This is a genomic window from Bacillus pretiosus, assembly GCF_051294775.1.
Lineage (GTDB): Bacteria > Bacillota > Bacilli > Bacillales > Bacillaceae_G > Bacillus_A > Bacillus_A wiedmannii.
Genome location: NZ_JBPPHF010000007.1, coordinates 14,531 through 34,557 on the forward strand (window position 1 = coordinate 14,531; position 20,027 = coordinate 34,557).

The window sequence follows — 20,027 nt, forward strand, 5'->3', positions numbered from 1 at the left end:
GGTTTGTTTTAATTTCTGTACATTAAATATCTTTCATACCACATATCTACGAAATCTGGCGCGAATGGCCCTTTTCTTTGATGAATCCATTGTGTTAATTGTGCTACATTTCGTTTTAAAATAGTATCAATAACAGGTGGATACTGCATAATTTGACTATGCTTTTCATACTCATCTTCATCTAAAAGCGTATATGTCATATCTGGATATACTTTAATATCTAAATCATAATCAATGTACTTTAATGCTTCAGAATCATATGCAAAAGGTGAGCCTAAATTACAATAATAATATACTCCCTCTTCCCTTAGCATCCCAATCACATTAAACCAATAGTTTGCATGAAAATAACAAATTGCTGGTTCACGAGTAATCCATGTTCGGCCATCTGATTCTGTCACTACTGTACGATCATTTGCTCCGATCACAAGGCTCTGTGTCCCTTTTAAAATTGTTGTCTCTTCCCACATTCTATGAATGGAGCCATTATGTTTATAACTATGTATTTGTACTTTTTCTCCTTCTTTGGGAAATCCCATATATGCTCCCTTCTTTCAACTGCAAATGCCCTTTGAGCTGCATTCACTTTTTTTCTATTATAACTTTTTTGTCGAAATTTTAAAACTAAAGCGACAAGACTCTATTTTTCACACTGAATACTATATCCCTAATCTTCTTAGGAGACGGGGCCTTCGCTGAATGATTTACAAACGAGGAAATAGAAATAGAAAAAGCCCTTCCTTATTTCTATCTAAAGAAGGACCTTTCACCGGAAGGTAACAACATGCCTTACCCTAAATTCGAAATCATTTTTTCAGTCTCAAAAGATTCAATCACACTATTTGTTTGCTCTTCAAATTTCTCATGTAACAGTTTTAACGCTAATTCTGTTCTATATATTTCTTGGCGGATAAAATGTAATTCCTTTTTATCGCACGTATCCTTTTCGCTCATTTCAATTTGCTGATACTTCTCTAGATGAGCTTGTAACTTTAACAACTCGTCCATCGTTTCCAATTGCTCTCCTACCAACTTATCAAAGTCGTTCATTACTTACCCCCTTTTGAACTTATTTATCAGTTATTCTTCCTCATTACATATTTCTCATCTTTAACTTCCTTCTCCTTTGACTACATTTGTTGACTTATTAGAAGTTATGTCGTTCACTTTATTTTCATTACTATGACCCAGGCACAAAGAAAACACTTCTCCCGAATTAGAGAAGTGTTTTTCTTTCATTACTGATTTGAACTAGAAGATTGTGATTGTTTTGCAGCTGATTGTGCATTTTGTTTTTTCACAGCATGCACATCTGTTTCAGTTGCGAATTCTGTACCATAACTAGCGTTTGCACTTTGTGCACCAGAAGCTTGTGCTTTCTTTGCTTCTGATTGTGCATTTGCTTGTTTTACTGCTTGTACATTTGTTTCAGTCGCGAACTCTGTACCATAACTAGCATTTGTACTTTGAATGCTAGCACCAGAAGTTGCCTTGTTATAACCTTGTTGTTTTTTACTCATCTTTCTCACCTCCACAACCAATAATGTAACCAATTCACTTAGAAGTTATCCGTGATTTTCTTTTTTTAATCTCCGTATATATCTCTTATCACTCATTCAAACTATAGGAAATGGAGGTGGAAATATGTATATAGGACGCGATATGACTGAACTAACGATGGTTTCAAAAAATGAGTGGAAAGAAGATGAATTAGCTTATTTTCATCACTCATTACAACAGATTTTGCCGTATTTAAATGCAGAAGGTCAAAGTATCTATAAAGAAATTGTAGTAGAAATTGAATCAAGAGGTGGCTTACAACAAGGTGAAGCTAATTGGACTCATGGGACAAAAATTTCTTACGATTAAAAAAGTGTTCCCAATCTAGGGAACACTTTTTTAATTTATTGCATTGTAATTTTCTCAACGCAATTCTCATAAATCGTACGATGCGATTTCGAGAATGGTAACTGCTCAAATGCTTCTTTCGATACAAATTTCAATGTATCTGTTTCAACAATATCACCAGTTACTTTTCCGTAAAATACGAATATATCCCAAGTACGATGTGTAAACGTATGTTGTACATTCATTGCGTATTCTTCAATAGAAATCGAGAGCTCAAATTTTTCTTTCATATAATCTGTAAGCTGCTCTTTCTGATTCCGAATCCCTTCTCCAAGTTCAGCATTTGGAAACTCCCACATGTTAGCTAATAACCCGGTACTTGGACGTTTATTAATGACGTAACGACCATCTTCTGTTTGAAGTACCCCTGCAACAATCGGTACCATTGTAGGAGCCTTCGCTTTACTTTTTACTGGTAACTCCTTTTGAACACCTTCAGCATATCCTCGGCAATGTTCACGTACAGGACAAAGTAAGCAAGATGGATTTTTTGGAATACAAATTAGTGCACCTAATTCCATCAAACCTTGATTAAAATAAGATGGATTTTCAGCCGAAATAATTTCACGTACAATCTCTTCAAACACTTTTCTAGTTTTCGGTTTTGCAATGTCATCCCATACTGATAAAATGCGAGATAATACACGCATAACATTTCCGTCAACTGCCGGCTCTGGTATACCATATGCGATACTTAAAATAGCACCTTTTGTATAGGGGCCAACTCCTTTTAATTTTTCAATTTTCTTTACATCACTTGGTACTATCCCGCCGTATACTTCTTTCACTTCTTTTACAGCCGCATGTAAATTTCGTGCTCTAGAATAATATCCTAAACCTTCCCATGCTTTTAACACTTCTTCATCACCAGCATTTGCCAAAGCTTCTAGAGTAGGAAACTTCCCCATAAAATTCGCGTAATATGGTTTTACAGCTTCTACCCTTGTTTGCTGCAACATAATTTCCGAAACCCAGACGCGGTATGGATCTTTATTTTTACGCCACGGTAAGTCGCGTTGCTCTTTTTCAAACCAACCAATTAAATCATTTTGAAACTGCTCTATGTTAAAATTATTTAATATTTCAAGTGTCAAACTTGATCCCCCTCATTTTTTTGCATATAAGTACTATTATAAAGATTTTAGGAAAAAATTTAAGTAAGATGACATAGGAAATAGAAGGCAAAGGACTTGAGGTATCGAATAAAAAGAGTTACATTAATAAAAAACGGAGGTGGATTTCTATGGACACAGCCACTCACCTTGTTATGGGCGTTACTCTAGGCAGTTTGGCAACGTTAGATCCAGCCATAGCACAAAGTGATATTGGGCCACAAGCAGTTATGCTTGCTACAATTGCCGGTTCCAATATTCCTGACATCGATACAGTTTTAAAATTGCGTAATAACGCTAAATATATAAGAAATCATCGCGGGATTACTCATTCCATTCCTGCAGTGATTCTTTGGTCATTCCTTATAAGTGGCATCTCTTTCGCCTTCTTTTCAGACGCTCCATATTTGCATCTACTACTTTGGTCATTTATTGCCGTCTTTCTTCATGTCTTTGTAGATATTTTCAACGCCTACGGTACCCAGGCATTACGGCCCTTCACAAAAAAATGGGTAGCGCTCGGCATCATTAATACATTTGATACCGTCATTTTCTTTATCCACCTACTCGCGATTGCTTGTATGCTTGTAGGTTCCCATAAAGGGTATACTGCCTTAGCAGCGTATATATTGATGATTATTTACTATATCGGACGGATTATGATGCATAGAAACATACGTAGCGTCGTATATAAACGTTTCAATCATGTGGAGAAAATAATCATTTCCCCTTCTTACAGATTTTATCATTACCATTTAGCAATCGTTACAACTGATTATTACTACGTTGCTAGATGGCATCGTGGTAACATCATGATATATGATAAGTTCGACCGGGTACCGTTCCCAGATAATGCTATTATGCGCGCAGCTAAACAAGATGAAAACATCTCAGCATTTCTATCTTTCTCCCCTGTGTATCGCTGGGACATTTTCGATTATGATCATTATTACGAAGTTCGCTTCATTGATTTGCGCTATCGCAGTAAAGATTATTATCCATTCGTTGCAATCGTTCAACTCGACCACAATTTAAATATTATTAGTTCCTATACAGGATGGATTTTTAGTGAAGAAAAACTTCGAAAAAAACTGGAATTACTTCCACATTAAAAAAAGCGACTTAAGTCGCTTTTTTTAATGTTTCAAATGATCTTCTTGATTGATTAAATGGCTATATTTCGGATTATTTGTACGCATTTCATGAAGGCGACCTCCATGATTATTAATCCATGTTCGTACCACTTGTTCAGTCATTTCATCACCTTGATAACGACCTGATTTAGCATAAGTTGTTTGAAAGTCTTCCCACAATAATTCAACCCACGCACGAGCTTGTGCGTAAGAAAGTTTGTCATTTTTGTCTAACAATTCTTTTGTTAATGTTTCGTGAATATCATTCATGTTCTATTCTCCTTTTACCTATTTATTCCCTTAATTTCTAAAGGATAGTTTCCTCTATTTTGCACATTCTATAAGTGATACTTCTTAAAGAGGTATCAACTGATGATGAGGAGGGCGTTCGCAATGGGTAAACAAGCCGAATTTTGGTCTGAGTCAAAAAACAACAGCAAAATCGATGGTCAGCCGAAAGCGAAATCACGCTTCGCTTCGAAACGACCTAACGGCACAATTAACACGCACCCACAAGAACGTATGCGTGCTGCAAATCAGCAGGAAGAATAGTTCAGGTACAACCTAAAAAATTAACTTCCTACACGAGGTGATAAAGATGAGCTACCGTGATCGCTTAGATAGTCGTTCTGAATTATTTAACCATACGTGGACTCGTCCGAAACATGCAAAAGCGCAAGTTAACGGACAGACGCAACAAACCCAGTCTCTCATTATACTGGCGAATGAATGTAAAAAACGCCAATTTTAGAATCTCCTATCTCCTGTAACGCCTACCAAAGATGAAAACCAGAGAGATATTCGCTCTCTGGTTTTCATTTTTCTTGCAATAAAGAAATCGGTATTCCAATCTCTTCATTATCATTTTGCTTATGTCCCCAAGCAAATACCCCGTTGAAATACGTAATTTCAAATAATATACCAGGTTCTTCTACTAATTCATATGTCTCACCAATATGGAATTTGTTTATATCAGTCATATAAGCACGAGCCATTGCCATCTTGCGCATTAATACATCGAACTCATTTACAATACCAAGCTGCTCTGCCTTTATTGCTTGCTCTTTCAAAACCCCAATTTCTTCCCTTAGCTCATGTGGTGTCATTTCACTGTAGCGCTTTGGCATATTCATCTTATTCCCCTCATCCCTCTTCACGTTTCATCTGCAAAAATATCTCTATCTCATCAATAGAGAACCCTTTGCGATATAACGCTTGTTTCATCTTATTTTCGAATGTCCATCCATCATACTTCTTATATTTCTCATAATATTTATTCCCATGATAGTGTAACGCTTCTTGTTGCTGTTCGTCATCTTTTTCGTCTTTCAATTCTTCCAAACAAATTTGAATCACATCTCTAGAATATCCTTTACGAACAAGCATTTCGTCTAACTTTAGCTTCATTTGTAAAAAGGAATGCTTTTGATAAGACCTTTTCTTCTTTTCTATAAGAAGTAAAGCATTCTCAATTTGCTTTTCCTTCGGATATTCTTGTAAACTATGTGTAATGATTAGATCCTGAACACCTTTATTTAATAACTCTCTTTTAATAACAGTCGGACCCTTTCGATTCACATTACTTTGCGTTCGCGTATATAAAACAGCGTACTCTTTATCATTAATATATCGATCATGTAATAATTTCGAAACGACTTCAGAGATGACGGCCTGTCCCACTTCTTTTTTTCGTAAATAGTCTTCTACTTCTTTTTTTGTTCTCATTTGATAGGATAGATAGGAAATTGCTTGTAAATATGCTTTTTGTACCTCTTCATTGTATAAAATATTCCCTAACGCTATTTCATCAATTTCTAATCCTTTTTGTAATCCATGTTTCATTAAGATTACTTGATCCACACTAAACCCGTATTCTTCACCTTGACCTTTATCAATATAAATATTAAATCGTTCTTTCGATCGTTTTTGCACTTCTATTTTTGTAATGACAGCCATACTCTCACCTCTCTATTATTTTAACATAGTCAAGGAACGTTTTTGCTTTTCAAGAATATATATAATGAGGAGGAAATAATTGTGAGAATCGCAATTTCTGGTGGTACCGGCTTTATCGGTAAATACCTTTCTACTTTTTTTATTCAAAAAGGATATAATGTTTACATTCTTACTCGAAACAAAACTACTGAAACTTCCCATCCTAACCTTCAGTATGTACAATGGACACCAGATTTACAAACCTTCCCCCTCTCTTCTATCGATGTAGTTATTAATCTAGCTGGAGAGTCTATTAATAGTAGATGGACAAAGAAACAAAAGGAATCCATTTTAAACAGTCGAATTCAAACAACAAAAGGACTCATTAAACAATTGCAAACACTTGGTACAAAGCCAAATACATTTATTAACGCAAGTGCTATTGGATACTATGGAACGTCTGAAACTGAGTCTTTTACAGAAAAGCATGAGATTCCTGGAAATGACTTTTTAGCAAATACAGTATATTCATGGGAACAAGAAGCATCTAAAGCACGTTCTCTTGGAATGCGAACAATCTACGCAAGACTTGGAGTTGTATTAGGCGCAGACGGAGGAGCTCTTCCCAAAATGCTACTCCCCTATCAATTCTATATTGGAGGTACAATTGGATCTGGAAACCAATGGTTATCATGGATTCATATAGACGATGTCGTTCGCCTAATTGATTTCATCATACACAAAGAAGAAATTGATGGCCCTTTTAACATCACAGCTCCCCTACCTATAAGAATGAAGGAATTTGGAGAAACCATTGCAACTATAATGAAAAAACCTCATTGGTTACCTGTCCCTTCATTTATGATTCACACTTTATTAGGTGAGATGAGTATACTTGTACTCGAAGGACAACATGTATTACCTAGTAAAGCAATTGAACATGGGTATCAATACACATTTCCGGCAATAGACCATGCATTACAAAATATACTTTCGCATACAATGTAGTACTTCTAAAACACAGTTTTACAGGGTCCCCTTTCAAAACTTTCATTTTCTAGAATCCGGAGCATTATTACACAAATAACCTTTCAGTTACTTTCCCTTAAATTCCATTAACATTGTAAAGTAACAGAAATGAGGTACCTATGAAAATATTGCTCAAACAAGCCATTGTCTATCCTATTACATCCCAAAAATTTCAAGGGGATGTACTCGTTATAGGAGAAAGAATTGCCGAGGTCAAGCCTTCCATTCAACCTACTCAAGATATGACAGTTATAGACGCTCGTGCTCTTCATCTTTTACCTGGATTTATTGATGTCCATACTCATCTTGGTCTCTATGATGAAGGTACTGGTTGGGCTGGCAATGATGCAAATGAAACATCTGAAGTTTCAACACCACATATCCGTTCTTTGGACGGAATCCACCCTTTTGATATTGCATTTCAAGATGCTGTACAAAACGGAATCACAACTGTTCACGTTATGCCAGGAAGTCAAAACATTATCGGTGGTACGACTTGTGTAATAAAAACAGCTGGAACTTGTATTGATCATATGATTATTCAAGAACCTGCCGGCTTAAAGATTGCCTTCGGAGAAAATCCTAAAAAGGTCCATAGTAATGGAACAAAAGAATCCATAACACGTATGGGAATTATGGGATTACTTCGGGAATCATTCTATGAAGCACAGCACTACGGGCATGAAGCTGATTTTCGAATGCTTCCTATCTTAAAAGCATTACGCCGCGAAATACCCGTACGTATCCACGCTCACCGAGCAGATGATATTAGTTCTGCTCTACGCTTTGCAACAGAGTTCAATCTCGATTTACGTATTGAACATTGTACAGAAGGACACTTTATTGTTGAAGAACTTTCGAAACACAATTTGAAGGTTTCAGTTGGCCCCACTCTTACACGCCGTTCTAAAATCGAACTTAAAAACAAAACATGGGATACTTACCATATATTATCGAAAAATGGTGTGGAAGTTTCTATAACAACAGATCACCCTTATACACCAATTCAATATTTAAATATTTGTGCTGCTGTCGCAGTAAGAGAAGGATTAGACGAAAAAACTGCACTAGAAGGAATCACCATATTTCCAGCACGAAATTTACGTTTAGAGGATAGAATTGGAAGCATTGAGGTTGGAAAAGACGCTGATCTTGTGTTATGGACTCATCATCCTTTCCATTATTTAGCCAAGCCTGTACTAACCATGATTGATGGAAAAATAATTTACAAAAAAAATAAAAAAAACTAGTTTATTTTTTTGACTAGATAAAGTATTATACGATTATAAACTGAATGAAACCATAATCAATTTGTGTCGTGATTATCATTTTCAAATTGATGAATGGGGAAGGCAAATGGTGCGCCACCAGCGTTAGAAACTGGTTCTAGTGGGTTCGATTCCCACCCCGAAATTTTTTAAAGATTGATATAAAAATTTCGAGGGTGGGGTGTTTTTTCGTCATGCTACCCTCGTGTGAGGAGGAGTTAGTATGTTGAAAAAACGCGACTTACACGACAGCCACGTTCTATACGAGTTAATGGTGGACCCAGCTGTCTTCCCTTTTGTGCGTCAAAAGGCTTATTCTTATGAAGAGTATTTATTTTTAACGAAACAAACGATTGAAGCTGAAGAGCGTGGGGAATTAATTTCACGCACAATTTTAGATGAATGGGGTAACCCTATCGGAACAATTACTTTATTTGATGTGCAAGAAAAAGCCGGATTTCTCGGAACATGGCTTGGCAAACCCTATCATGGAAAAGGCTATAATAAATTGGCGAAAGATTCATTTTTTAGTGAACTTTTCTATGAATTAGATATTGAAACAATCTTTATGCGTATTCGTAAAATAAATATTCGTTCTATTAAAGCTGCCGAAAAACTACAATATGTAAATCTAGCAAACGAAACAAGAAAAGCCGTTTATGATGAAATTAACGCAAATGAAGAAGTATATAACTTATATGAAATCCCAAAAGATCAATATACACTTGCTACAATGCGAGATACAACGTTCCAAGATGCTCACCAATTAAAAGAAGCATAATCTAAATTTCCAGAAAAAATAATTAATCATTAACATTTTACCATATACGTATATCACCCTATGTCTTTGGAAACGATAGATAGTGACTTTAGGACACGAGGTGATTTGTAATGGATAAAAAGAAACGTGACAAAACAAAAAACACATTATCTAGTACACAAGAAGTTCTTTACCAACGAGAATTTCGCAAAGCAGATCGCGCAGCGGGTTATCGCTCGAAAAGTATTTAAAGTGAGAATGAATAATTAGAAGTTTTCCCCCCTAATTATTCATTCTCATTACATATTTTTTCTACGTGATAGAATAGACAAAAAGGTTCCTTATTTATAAGGAACCTTTTTTGTGTGGATAACGTTATCCACACAATTTATAGAATTGTGAATAAATTCAACAAATCCTTCACAAGTTTATATGTTGTAACGCATAGTAAACGTTAGAATTGTGGATAGTTTTCTAAAAATTGTGGACAATGTGGATATAGTTGTTAATATTTCGACTTTACTGTTTAATGAAAGCGTAATCTTCATGTGGATAAGTTACTACTTTATCTTATAACACAATAAAGAACCCTCTTTAAACATATAAAAGAGGGTTTCATATTAAGTAAATAATTGTGCAAGAGCAGGTGATTTAATAGGTATATGATTCGGTTCTACATGATTTTCTGTCAAAATTGTATCCACAATATGACCAGCTGGCTCCGGACGATAAATGCTTTTCATCGCTTCTTTCATTTGAAGAAGCTTCATATCATCTTGTAATAACGCCTCTGTCTTTGCAAAAACCTCACTATCATCACGAATGACAACTGCAGCTCCTTTTCTTTCAAAGTACATCGCATTTTCATTTTCTTGCCCTGGAACAGGCTTATATAAAATGACAGGTACTTGCAATGCTGCCGCTTCACTTAACGTAATACCGCCTGGCTTCGTAATCATACAAGAAGTAACACGGAATAATTCATCAATATTTTCAACATACCCAAATACTTTTAATACATCAGGATTTTTTTCCTGTACTCCTAATAAATCCTGTTTTAACGCTTCATTCTTTCCACAAACGACAACTACTTGTAAATCAGGTAATGACATAAATGATTGGCATAGTTCTTTTACACTTCCTAATACCCCATGAGCACCTGCTACAATTAGTAAAATCTTTTTATTCTTACATAACTGATATTTATTATATATAATGTCTGGATTGATCTTGAGCTCAAAACTACTACGAATCGGAATTCCAGTTTCAACAATTTGCTCCGAGGGCACACCAATATCAACCATAATTTTTTTCACGTGATCCGTTGCTACAAAATAACGATCTACTTCCCGATGAATCCATATTTTGTGCACACAAAAATCCGTTAATACGTTATAAACAGGAATTGAAATACCTGTTTGCTTTTTTAACTCTGGTACAGCTATGATCGGAAAAGTATTAATAACAATATCCGGTTTCTCTGCTTGTAAAAGTAATTTCAAACGTTTTCTTCCAAAGTTCGCATACCAAGATGCTATTTTTTTATCATAAATTTTTTCTACGCCATAATAAAACAAGCGGTATAATTCTTTTCCTATTGTATAACTTTTTAAATATAAATATTTTGTAATATCGGTTATAACTGGATGTGATTCTCCGAACAAATCGCATACAATTACATCTTTAATTCCTTTTTGGCGAAATGTTTGTTCTAATGTTTTCGCTACTTGCACATGACCATTACCATAATGTGCAGTTAATATTAAAACCTTGGGGTTTTTTATCAAACAAATCCACTCCTAGCTTATTGTTTCTCCATATTGCATATACGACAATAGGAAAAACATTTTCCTTAAAAATTACATAAACAGATTCTAATACTTCTCTTTCAGCTATGTACCTGTCGTGGATATGCAAAGCATATAAGATTGACCCCTTAATCCTATCTGTGCTCATATCTTTACATTATACTTTCCTATAAGAGCTTTCGCAATAACTTACAAATGTTCTCTATTCCATGATACTCACTCTTTTACTTCTTAATTCTTTTTACTATTTTGATTTCCCTTTACAATTATGTAAATTTCTCCACTTATTCCTTACAAAAATATGGATATTCTATTTTTAGTATACTCTTTTCTATATACATACTCTAGGTTTTATTGTAAAGAAAGCAAAAAGCCTAATCCAACATTTGGATTAGACTGCTTGTAAAATATGTCTTGCTTGCTCTACATTTTTTTCAGTAGGTGGTTCTACATTCGCGAGTGGATACTTATGCCCAAGTGCCTCCCATTTATATACACCAAGCTTATGATATGGTAGCACTTCAACCTTCTGAACATTAGACAGGCTTTGAATAAAGCTAGATAATTTTTGTAGATCCTCTTCATTATCCGTAACACCAGGAACTAATACGTGTCTTACCCAAATTGGTTTATTTTTATCCGATAAATAACGAGCAAATTGTAAAATATGTTCATTTGGTTTCCCTGTTAATTTACGGTGTTTCTTTGAATCAATATGTTTCAAATCCAATAAAACTAAATCTGTGTAATCCATTAAAATATCTAGCTTATTTTGGAATTCTGGTTCTTCAGAATAACAACCACCCGAAGAATCAATTGTTGTATGAATTCCAACTTCCTTACATTTCTTAAATAATTCAATTAAGAAATCTAGCTGTAATAATGGTTCACCACCACTAACTGTTATACCGCCTCCAGAAGCTTCAATAAAAGGAAGGTAACATGTCACATCCTGCATTACTTCTTCAACTGTTATTTCTTTTCCTTTACCGATCTCCCACGTATCAGCATTATGACAGTATTGACAACGTAATAAACACCCTTGTGTAAATATGACATAACGAATTCCTGGGCCATCAACAGTACCACAAGACTCTACAGAATGAATTCTTCCTTTTATCATGTTACTTCCTCCTTTATTGAAGCAGCCCCCCTCTGCTATTTATAAAAAGCAGAGGGACACTTTTTCACTTACATACTTTCATGCATTGTACGATTAATTACATCGATTTGTTGTTCACGAGTTAATTTAATAAAGTTTACAGCGTAACCAGATACGCGAATTGTTAATTGTGGATATTTCTCAGGATGTTCCATCGCATCCATTAATGTTTCACGATTAAATACGTTAATATTTAAGTGATGGCCTTCTTTTACTGCATAACCATCAAGCATTGATACTAAGTTACGTACTTGTACATCATCTTCTTTACCAAGTGCTTTTGGAATAATAGAGAATGTATTAGAAATACCATCTTGTGCATCTTCATATGGTAATTTAGCTACAGATAATAATGAAGCTAATGCACCTTTTGTATCACGACCATGCATTGGGTTCGCACCTGGTGCAAATGGTTCTCCAGTACGGCGACCATCTGGAGTGTTACCAGTTTTCTTACCGTATACAACGTTAGATGTGATTGTTAAGATCGACATTGTATGAACAGAATTTCTGTATGTTTTATGTTTACGAAGTTTATTCATAAATGTTTTTACAAGATTTACAGCGATTTCATCTACACGGTCATCATTGTTACCGTATTTAGGGAAATCTCCTTCGATTTCAAAGTCAACTGCAATACCGTTTTCATCACGAATTGGTTTTACTTTTGCGTGTTTAATTGCACTTAAAGAGTCTGCTACTACTGATAGACCCGCGATACCTGTTGCCATTGTACGAAGAACATTTGTATCATGAAGTGCCATTTCAATACGTTCGTAGCTATATTTATCATGCATGTAATGAATAACATTTAATGTGTTTAAATATAGACCTGCTAACCATTCCATTGTCATATCAAACTTACGCATAACTTCTTCATAATCTAATACTTCAGAAGTAATCGGTGCGTACTCAGGACCAACTTGTGCTTTAGATTTTTCATCTTTACCACCGTTAATCGCATATAGTAATGCTTTTGCTAAGTTTGCACGTGCGCCGAAGAACTGCATTTGTTTACCAATTCTCATTGCAGATACACAACAAGCAATTCCGTAGTCATCGCCGTAGTCAGCACGCATAATGTCATCATTTTCATATTGAATTGCTGATGTTTTAATAGACATTTTCGCACAGTAGTTTTTAAAGTTCTGCGGTAATTGTTTAGACCAAAGAACTGTTAAGTTTGGTTCTGGAGCTGGTCCTAAATTATCTAATGTATGCAAGAAACGGAATGAGTTCTTTGTTACTAATGGACGACCATCTAATGCTACACCACCGATAGACTCAGTTACCCAAGTTGGGTCACCAGAGAATAATTCATTATAATCAGGTGTTCTTGCAAATTTCACAAGACGTAATTTCATAATGAAGTGATCCACAATTTCTTGTACTTCTTCTTCTGTCAAAGTACCATTTGCTAAATCTCTTTCAATATAAATATCTAAGAATGTAGAAGTCCGTCCAAGACTCATTGCAGCTCCGTTTTGCTCTTTAATTGCTGCAAGATATGCGAAGTATAACCATTGGAATGCTTCTTGTGTGTTTGTTGCTGGCTTAGAAATATCAAAGCCATGAGAAGCAGCCATTTGTTTTAACTCTTGAAGTGCACGCATTTGCTCAGATAACTCTTCACGTAAACGCATTGTATCTTCGCTCATTACACCGCCAGTTAAATTCAAATCAACTTTTTTCGCTTCAATTAAATGATCAATACCATATAATGCTACGCGTCGGTAGTCACCGATAATACGTCCACGTCCGTATGCATCTGGAAGACCAGTAATTACACCTGATTTACGTGCATTTCTCATTTCTGGTGTATAAGCATCGAATACACCTTGGTTATGAGTTTTTCTCCAATCTCTAAAAATACGACTAAGCTCTTTATCCATTTCGTATCCATAAGATTCACAAGCTTGTTCCGCCATACGAATACCACCATATGGTTGTAAAGAACGTTTAAATGGTTTTTCAGTTTGGAAACCGACTACTTTTTCAATATCTTTATTTAAATATCCTGGTTCATGTGATGTAATAGAAGAAACAATTTTTGTATCCATATCAAGAACGCCACCGTTTTCACGTTCTTTCGTTGTTAAATCCATTACTTGATCCCAAAGTTGTTTCGTTGCTTCAGTTGCTCCCGCTAAGAAAGATTCGTCTCCTTCGAAAACGTTTACATTATTTAAAATGAAATCGCGAACATCAATCTCTGCTTTCCATTTTTCACCTTTAAAGTTTTCCCATGCGTTTTTAACATTTTCTAATACTTGAGTCATCCTAATCTCCTCCATTTTTGATTAGTACAGGACTAAGATTTTTTATATAACAGCTTACACACTTAGAATACTACTTTTTTGCTAAAGTGAACGAAATAGTTGTGACATGTTTGTGAAATGTTGAGCAAACTACTATATGCATAGTGTTAACTTCACTTAAAAGTCTTTATAATTAACCCTTTCCTTAATTGTATTTTTTTGGTATCCTTATATACGAGTCCTATTTTGTAATATAAGAACAATACCCATTGTAGAGCTGTAATACTCTTATCTCCTAATCTGTTATAGTTTTTATAACAGAACAAAAAAGTGTACATATGTTGTACACTTTTTTTGTTACTACTCTAAAACATCTCTTTTTCTATTCCCATCATAGAATCCACCACGGCTACCTTCTAATACAATTAATTGCTCTAATCCTTCTATATGATCACCTATAATTCGCAAGACAGCTGGAGGATGACCTATTTTTGCAAAATGTTCACTGGGACGAATGCGGTTCATCTTATCGACCTCTACACGACTTACACACGCAATTTCGAATCCTGAAAGAATAGCTTTCACTTGCGCTACGCAAGGTGACAATAAAGACCTATACCCAATTGATTTCAAACACTTCTGGCTAAACGCATTAGGTACAGCGATAAGAGATCCTACTCCTAAATCTTTTCTATCACAAGCTGAATTTAATGCATATTTAAATGCAGTTACAAGATGAAGCGGTACTCTTAAATCTAAATAATGATTTAGATCATTTAATGCGACATCCATTCCATCTGCAATAGCTTTTGCAAATGGATATAGCTCACTAGCTGGAATAACAAAATCACCGTCTATAAATAATACAATTTCTCCTTTGGCGAAATAAGTCCCAAGTGAACGTCCCACATCGTTGCCAAGTGCTTCTTTATATACAATTGTTGTTGCTCCCTTGTCTTTTGCAATCGTTGCTGTTTTATCAGACGAACCATTTACAACAACGATAATTTCAAAAGGTTCAATTTTGCGGAGCTCTTCTATAACGTTTCCAATCGTCTTCTCTTCATTTTGTACAGGAATGACGACCGATAATTGCTTTCCTTTATACAATTTAGATGTAACGCCCCATCCTTGATAAAAATCTTCGAAATCTAAAGTATGATAGACACTATCTCTTTTCCTATTTCCATCACAATACCCTCCGCGCTCATCGCTACCTACTATTCGCTCCGCTACAGCTTCTATATGATCACCTATCATCCGTTTTTCAGATTGCGAAAGACCCGTGCCGTACGCAGCATGCTCGGTCGGCCGAAATTTATTTGGCGTAATAACGTCAATTGCACAATGCCGACTAATTCTCCATTCGCTTTGAACGAGGCGTAAATGAGCCAAAATAGGATTAACAAAACATTCATATCCGATGCTTTGAACGACCTCTTTCGTCAGCGCATGAGGTGCATCTAATAAGGAATCAATTTTTAATTCTTCACGCTCTAACATTGCATTTAATATTTGGCGCCATACTGTCACGGCGTGCGGTTTTTGTTTCTTTAAAAATAATGCGTCCAAATTATTTAAAACGATGTCGGCCTGATCATGTAAAATCGGATTAAGGAATAATTGTAATTTTGAAGTTTGAATAGCAAAATCTCCATCTATAAATAGTAATACATCACCTATCGCGTGTTTTGCGCCAATCGCGCGGCCAACATCGTTCCCTAGTAGCTCTATATACTTGATTACTTTACACCCTAAACGATCAGCAACCTCTTCTGTACCATCGTTACAACCGTTTGCTACTACAATAATCTCTATTGGATTTAATCCTTTTGCCGATTGGATAACATCTGAAATCGTTTCAGCTTCATTACATACAGGTATAATGACCGATAGTGACTTAGCCATTATTTTCTTCACGGAACCACTTAATAGTTTCTTTCAATCCTTCTTCCCATGTTACTTCTGCTTGAAACTGAACAAGTTCTCTTAATTTCGCAACATCTGGTCTTCTATTTGGAATTTCTTCAAAGCCATGTGGGTACACCTCTTCAAAAGGAACTTGAACAATCTTTGAAGAGGATTTCGTTAGCTTTTTAATTACTTCTGCCACTTCTTTTATACTCTTTTCATTGTCAGAACCTATGTTAATAATTTCACCATTTACCTTCTCATCCATCGCTCGAATCGTTGCCTCTACCGCATCACTTACATACGTAAAACAACGTGTCTGCTCTCCATCTCCATATACGAGAATGTCTTCTCCTTGCAAAGCCGCACTAATAAATCGTGGGATTACCCCTGCATACGGACCATCTTTCGCTCTTGGACCATAAATATTAAAATAACGAACAATCGTTACCGGTAAACCTTCTAATGCGTATCCTAAACATAATGTTTCTTCTAATGTTTTACACACTGCATAACTCCAGCGTATTTTAGAAGTTGCCCCGTATAATCGATCTCCCTCTTCAGAGAAGGGTGGCTTTGCCTTACCATATACTTCTGAAGTAGAAGCAAAGACCACTTTCTTCTTTTCTTTTAGCGCTGCTTGTAAAATGTTTCTCGTTCCATCAAAATTCGTTTCAATAAGCTCTATACTCTTTTCCATTGTCGTTTTCACGCCTAAAATTGCTGCTAAATGAAACACTACATCATGTTGGTTTACTAATTCATAAATAGAATTTTTATCTAAAACACTTATTGGAATAACTCGAATTTCTTTCATTAACTCATCATGATATTTATTTTTCCCTTTATAGAAGTTATCAACGATCGTAACCCCATACCCTCTTTTCACCAGCTCTTCAGCTAAATGTGAACCAATAAATCCTGCTCCACCTGTAATTAAACATTTCTTACTCATACACTCACCTTCTTTATAATTCCACGTGTATCTATTACTCGCTTCATACCTTTAAAAAGCTTCCAATCGATATTAGAGTGATCAGTTAAAATTAATATACAACCCACTTGTTTAACGACATGTTCATCCAAAGAAACAGATTGGTACACCTTGCCTTCAAACTTTGCAGAAGAAATATATGGATCGTGATATTCGATTTCATATCCTTCTTTTAGTAACAATTCAATAATTGGTAAAGCCGGTGATTCTCTCAAATCATTTACATCTTTCTTATATGCAATTCCTACAATTAAAACTGATGCAGGTGATTGCACCATGCCTTTTACTTTCCGGACTATTTTCTCTGGCATTTCTTCATTAATCACATGTGCAGCCTCAATTAATTGACTAATTTCCCCATTCCTTTTTATTCTCCATTGGAAATATAAAGGATCTACTGGAATACAATGTCCTCCTATTCCTGGTCCTGGCCAATATGGGGTAAATCCAAACGGTTTTGTAGATGCGGCTTCAAGCGCCTCATAAAAATCAATTCCTAAACTTTCACATAGTGTGTTTAACTCATTTACTAAGGAAATATTGACTAGGCGCTGAATATTTTCAAATAACTTACACATTTCCGCTACTTTCGGAGAACTAACCGGAACAACTACATCAAATGTAGTGCTATACAACTCCTGAACTTTTTGTTTACACTTTTCTGTTTGTCCACTAATAACTTTTGGAATCGTTTGAACAGAATAGTGACTATTAGCCGGATCAATTCTCTCAGGGGAATATCCGATATAGAAATCTTCTCCTACCTTTTTACCTGTTTGAGAAATAATAGGAATGATAACTTCCTCGAGTGTACCTGGATATGTGGAGCTTTCAAAAATGAAGGTTTGTCCTTTTTGAAGGTTTTGTTGTATATAATGTGAGGCTGAAATGAGGGCACTTAAGTCTGGTTCTCTTTGTTCATTAATCGGAGTCGGGACAGTAACAATAACATAATCACTATTTTGAAAATCAGCAATGCCTTGATCCGGTGTGTTCACTATTAATTTTTTTTTCACCAATAAACTTTGTAACTCTTTAGAAGAAACATCCGGAATATAGCTTTCTCCTTTTATAATTGATTCTATTTTTCTAATATCTTTATCTAACCCAAGTACTGTATGCCCTCTCTCTGCAAAATGGACTGCTAAAGGAAGGCCAACATACCCTAAGCCAATAATAGCTACTTTACTACTATTCATTTGTATTCTCTTCTTCCCTTCTCAATTGTTGAATGATATCTCTATCTCTATCTCCATCCGTAAAGCCACCGCGTTCGTCTGTACATTGTAATAAATACGCAATCGCCTCAATTTGATCACCGAAAATACGATCAAATGCTGAAATACGCCCATTTACAAATTCGTGTTGCTCTGGACGTACTCGATTTGTTTTTATAACATCTACTAACTCTACTGCTGTAATAGAGAATCCTTCTAAAATAGCTTTCACCTGAGCTAATGGAGGAATCACAAGAGAATCATAACCAATTTTCTCTATTACTTTTTTATGCATAGCGTGTGGTACTGCTGTTAATGAGTTATTCCATAAATCTGGTCGCTTCGCTATCAAATTCACAAAATATTTTCCCATGCTAATTGGATCTGCTGGATGAAACATATCTAATAAACACTGTAAATCATTTAATGCCACATCACTTCCATCTTCAATAGCACGCAAAAATAGAATTAAATTTGTTGCTGGAATAACAAAATCACTATCAACAAATAAACAAATATCTGCCGTAGCATACATGGCCCCTATCGCCCGTGCTACATTATGCCCAAGCACTTCATCCAACTCAACAACAATAACATTCTCTAGCTTTACTTGTTTAATGGTCTTTACGGCAGCTCCATTCACAACAACTATAATTTCATCTACACCTGCTTTTTTCACTTCTTGTATAACAGACCTTATAGTTGTTTTCTCTTCTGATACTGGGATAATGGCACTATATTTCGCTTTTTTCTTTTGTAATAAAACTGGTTTATACTTTCCTACAAACTCCCTATCTTTATTGCCCTCTGAAAAACCACCGCGATTACCGTATGTTTCGATTACGTATTGTAAAGCTCGCAAATGATCACCCATAATACGACTAGTCGCTTTCGGATAAGGAGAGCCAGGTGACGTGCCCGTATGGACAGGACGAACTTTATTTGTGTAAATGACATCAACTGAAGCCATATCAGAAATATCTACTCCTCTAGACATCGCCATCGCTTGAAATAGTGCTGGATCCGCTAAATTCCACCACCCTAGTTCTTTAATCACTTCACGACTTATCGCATGTGGTATCGCAATTAAAGATCCTACAACAAATTCTTTTTTGTTCAAATAACGGTTTAACATATATTTTCCAACCGTCGTATAATGCGGTCTCATCTTCAAATAAACGGACCATGTTAAATTATTTAAAACAATCTCATGTCCTTGCTGTATTCCTTTAATAAAATTGTATAATTCTTCACTTTTCATGACGATATCGCCATCTAAAAATAAAACAATTTCACCTTTTGCTTCTCTAGCACCAATTGCCCGTCCCACATCATTACCAAGAGAATATCTATAATAAATCACACGGCAATTATGCTGTAACGCTATTTCTTTCGTACCATCTGTCGATCCATTATCTACTATGATAATTTCATATGGTTCCAACTTCCTTACTTCTACTAAAACTTTTGATAAAGTACTTGCTTCATTATGCACTGGAATAACAACTGACACTCTCATACTTGTATCACGC

The 20,027-nt window shown here is 35.5% G+C and carries 22 protein-coding genes; 8 read left to right on the top strand and 14 right to left on the bottom strand.

The genetic code is table 11. The features are described from left to right. Positions 1–8: 8 nt before the first annotated feature. The 3 genes from ntdP to ACSG5Z_RS25540 all read right to left on the bottom strand — a co-directional run bounded on the left by ntdP (position 9) and on the right by ACSG5Z_RS25540 (position 1,520). Positions 9–539 carry a nucleoside tri-diphosphate phosphatase gene (gene ntdP, locus ACSG5Z_RS25530; RefSeq protein ID WP_000506626.1) on the bottom strand — a complete coding sequence of 177 codons (531 nt, stop codon included), beginning with the start codon at positions 537–539 and terminating at the stop codon, positions 9–11. Positions 540–789: 250 nt separating this feature from the next. Beyond that, a complete protein-coding gene (locus tag ACSG5Z_RS25535) occupies positions 790–1,050 on the bottom strand; it encodes a YgaB family protein (RefSeq protein ID WP_087982361.1) in 261 nt (86 codons plus the stop codon). A 188-nt stretch (positions 1,051–1,238) separates the two neighbouring features. Next, positions 1,239–1,520: a gamma-type small acid-soluble spore protein gene (locus ACSG5Z_RS25540; RefSeq protein WP_000039039.1), complete on the bottom strand. Its 282-nt coding sequence runs from the start codon at positions 1,518–1,520 to the stop codon at positions 1,239–1,241. Between the two features lie 124 nt (positions 1,521–1,644). Here ACSG5Z_RS25540 and yfhS point away from each other — a divergent pair, with 124 nt between their 5' ends. Then, complete coding sequence (yfhS, locus tag ACSG5Z_RS25545; protein ID WP_048542097.1) at positions 1,645–1,869, top strand: mother cell protein YfhS; 225 nt, start codon at positions 1,645–1,647, stop codon at positions 1,867–1,869. Between the two features lie 35 nt (positions 1,870–1,904). On the opposite strand, the gene mutY is transcribed toward yfhS, so the two are convergent. Continuing rightward, complete coding sequence (gene mutY / locus ACSG5Z_RS25550; RefSeq protein ID WP_046953679.1) at positions 1,905–3,002, bottom strand: A/G-specific adenine glycosylase; 1,098 nt, start codon at positions 3,000–3,002, stop codon at positions 1,905–1,907. A gap of 149 nt (positions 3,003–3,151) precedes the next feature. On the opposite strand from mutY, the gene ACSG5Z_RS25555 reads away from it, so the two are divergent. Next, on the top strand, positions 3,152–4,132 hold the full coding sequence (locus tag ACSG5Z_RS25555; RefSeq protein WP_048542102.1) for a metal-dependent hydrolase: 981 nt from the start codon (positions 3,152–3,154) through the stop codon (positions 4,130–4,132). 24 nt (positions 4,133–4,156) lie between these two features. Here the strand turns inward: ACSG5Z_RS25555 and ACSG5Z_RS25560 are convergent, their stop codons facing one another. After that, positions 4,157–4,423, bottom strand: coding sequence for a YfhJ family protein (locus tag ACSG5Z_RS25560; protein WP_000997857.1), 267 nt, complete (start codon positions 4,421–4,423; stop codon positions 4,157–4,159). A gap of 123 nt (positions 4,424–4,546) precedes the next feature. Between ACSG5Z_RS25560 and ACSG5Z_RS25565 the strand changes: the two genes are divergently transcribed. Then, entirely contained in the window at positions 4,547–4,705 is a 159-nt protein-coding gene (locus tag ACSG5Z_RS25565) for a small, acid-soluble spore protein K (RefSeq protein WP_000517891.1), read from the top strand. A gap of 46 nt (positions 4,706–4,751) precedes the next feature. Then, positions 4,752–4,904, top strand: coding sequence for a YpzG family protein (locus tag ACSG5Z_RS25570; protein ID WP_000122093.1), 153 nt, complete (start codon positions 4,752–4,754; stop codon positions 4,902–4,904). Positions 4,905–4,968: 64 nt separating this feature from the next. Here ACSG5Z_RS25570 and ACSG5Z_RS25575 read toward each other — a convergent pair whose 3' ends face one another. Continuing rightward, on the bottom strand, positions 4,969–5,286 hold the full coding sequence (locus tag ACSG5Z_RS25575) for a YfhH family protein (RefSeq protein ID WP_001057030.1): 318 nt from the start codon (positions 5,284–5,286) through the stop codon (positions 4,969–4,971). A 10-nt stretch (positions 5,287–5,296) separates the two neighbouring features. After that, positions 5,297–6,109 (bottom strand): recombination regulator RecX, encoded by an 813-nt coding sequence (gene recX, locus ACSG5Z_RS25580; RefSeq protein ID WP_000268506.1) that lies wholly within the window; start codon positions 6,107–6,109, stop codon positions 5,297–5,299. A gap of 81 nt (positions 6,110–6,190) precedes the next feature. On the opposite strand from recX, the gene ACSG5Z_RS25585 reads away from it, so the two are divergent. The 4 genes from ACSG5Z_RS25585 to ACSG5Z_RS25600 all read left to right on the top strand — a co-directional run bounded on the left by ACSG5Z_RS25585 (position 6,191) and on the right by ACSG5Z_RS25600 (position 9,396). Then, a complete protein-coding gene (locus ACSG5Z_RS25585) occupies positions 6,191–7,096 on the top strand; it encodes a TIGR01777 family oxidoreductase (protein ID WP_435712490.1) in 906 nt (301 codons plus the stop codon). Between the two features lie 140 nt (positions 7,097–7,236). Beyond that, on the top strand, positions 7,237–8,367 hold the full coding sequence (locus ACSG5Z_RS25590; RefSeq protein ID WP_000698306.1) for an amidohydrolase: 1,131 nt from the start codon (positions 7,237–7,239) through the stop codon (positions 8,365–8,367). Positions 8,368–8,608: 241 nt separating this feature from the next. After that, positions 8,609–9,166 carry a GNAT family N-acetyltransferase gene (locus tag ACSG5Z_RS25595; RefSeq protein WP_000914737.1) on the top strand — a complete coding sequence of 186 codons (558 nt, stop codon included), beginning with the start codon at positions 8,609–8,611 and terminating at the stop codon, positions 9,164–9,166. 110 nt (positions 9,167–9,276) lie between these two features. Then, positions 9,277–9,396: a YfhE family protein gene (locus ACSG5Z_RS25600; protein ID WP_000358487.1), complete on the top strand. Its 120-nt coding sequence runs from the start codon at positions 9,277–9,279 to the stop codon at positions 9,394–9,396. Between the two features lie 369 nt (positions 9,397–9,765). Here ACSG5Z_RS25600 and ACSG5Z_RS25605 read toward each other — a convergent pair whose 3' ends face one another. From ACSG5Z_RS25605 to ACSG5Z_RS25635, 7 genes are all read right to left on the bottom strand, one after another. Further along, entirely contained in the window at positions 9,766–10,932 is a 1,167-nt protein-coding gene (locus ACSG5Z_RS25605) for a diglucosyl diacylglycerol synthase (RefSeq protein ID WP_087982356.1), read from the bottom strand. A 412-nt stretch (positions 10,933–11,344) separates the two neighbouring features. Further along, entirely contained in the window at positions 11,345–12,076 is a 732-nt protein-coding gene (gene pflA, locus ACSG5Z_RS25610) for a pyruvate formate-lyase-activating protein (protein ID WP_000589742.1), read from the bottom strand. Positions 12,077–12,144: 68 nt separating this feature from the next. Continuing rightward, positions 12,145–14,394, bottom strand: coding sequence for a formate C-acetyltransferase (gene pflB, locus ACSG5Z_RS25615; protein ID WP_087982355.1), 2,250 nt, complete (start codon positions 14,392–14,394; stop codon positions 12,145–12,147). Positions 14,395–14,733: 339 nt separating this feature from the next. Beyond that, positions 14,734–16,281: a glycosyltransferase family 2 protein gene (locus tag ACSG5Z_RS25620; RefSeq protein ID WP_435712556.1), complete on the bottom strand. Its 1,548-nt coding sequence runs from the start codon at positions 16,279–16,281 to the stop codon at positions 14,734–14,736. Next, the gene (locus ACSG5Z_RS25625) at positions 16,274–17,239 is read right to left on the bottom strand and encodes a UDP-N-acetyl-alpha-D-glucosaminuronate decarboxylase (RefSeq protein ID WP_060486943.1); all 966 of its coding nucleotides are present in this window, start codon (positions 17,237–17,239) and stop codon (positions 16,274–16,276) included. The genes ACSG5Z_RS25620 and ACSG5Z_RS25625 overlap by 8 nt, the downstream gene beginning before the upstream one ends. Next, a complete protein-coding gene (locus ACSG5Z_RS25630; RefSeq protein WP_087982350.1) occupies positions 17,236–18,477 on the bottom strand; it encodes a nucleotide sugar dehydrogenase in 1,242 nt (413 codons plus the stop codon). The genes ACSG5Z_RS25625 and ACSG5Z_RS25630 overlap by 4 nt, the downstream gene beginning before the upstream one ends. Next, complete coding sequence (locus tag ACSG5Z_RS25635; RefSeq protein ID WP_435712491.1) at positions 18,470–20,014, bottom strand: glycosyltransferase family 2 protein; 1,545 nt, start codon at positions 20,012–20,014, stop codon at positions 18,470–18,472. The genes ACSG5Z_RS25630 and ACSG5Z_RS25635 overlap by 8 nt, the downstream gene beginning before the upstream one ends. Between the last annotated feature and the right edge of the window lie 13 nt (positions 20,015–20,027).